The sequence below is a fragment of the Vibrio sp. Y176 genome, from assembly GCF_033438945.1.
Window position 1 is genome coordinate 1 of sequence record NZ_JAWOQS010001277.1, and the last position, 502, is coordinate 502.

The 502-nt window shown below is 44.0% G+C and carries 1 protein-coding gene; it reads left to right on the top strand.

The genetic code is table 11. The annotated features are described in order from the left end of the window. The coding region (locus R7O13_RS31385) for an HlyD family efflux transporter periplasmic adaptor subunit (RefSeq protein WP_318305804.1) at window positions 1-502 on the top strand (502 nt) is incomplete at both ends.

Genomic DNA, 502 nt, shown 5'->3' on the forward strand with positions numbered 1-502 from the left:
AACCAAAGTCATCGAAAGAGAACGCCTCAACTTTATTGAAGAAGAAATTGCAAGTAACCAAGCTTTGGTCCAGAAGGGGTTTTCTGGCAAATCCACTTTGTTGCAACTCAAACGGCTTGCCGCAGAGGTTCGCAGTACTCTAAGTCAGCTTGATCGGCAATCTTTAACCGTCGGGAAAAGGTTAGACGAGAACCAAGCTAAGATAGAAGAGTTAAAGCTCGAAAGATTGAATGAAATCGTCGAAGAGTTGCGGAATACCAAAAAAGAAGTCGTTGCCATTCGTGAAGAGTATCGATCTGCTCAAGATGTGGTGGCTAGAACTTCAATCAATGCGCCAATCTCAGGCCGCGTAGTGAACATGCAAGTGTTCACTGAAAAGGGGGTTATTGGTTCAGGACAAACGTTGTTAGAGTTAGTGCCTCAAGATGATAAGTTGCTTGTTGAAGCAAGAGTCAATCCGCAAGACATTGACTTGATCCATCCAGGAAAACAAGCGCATGTG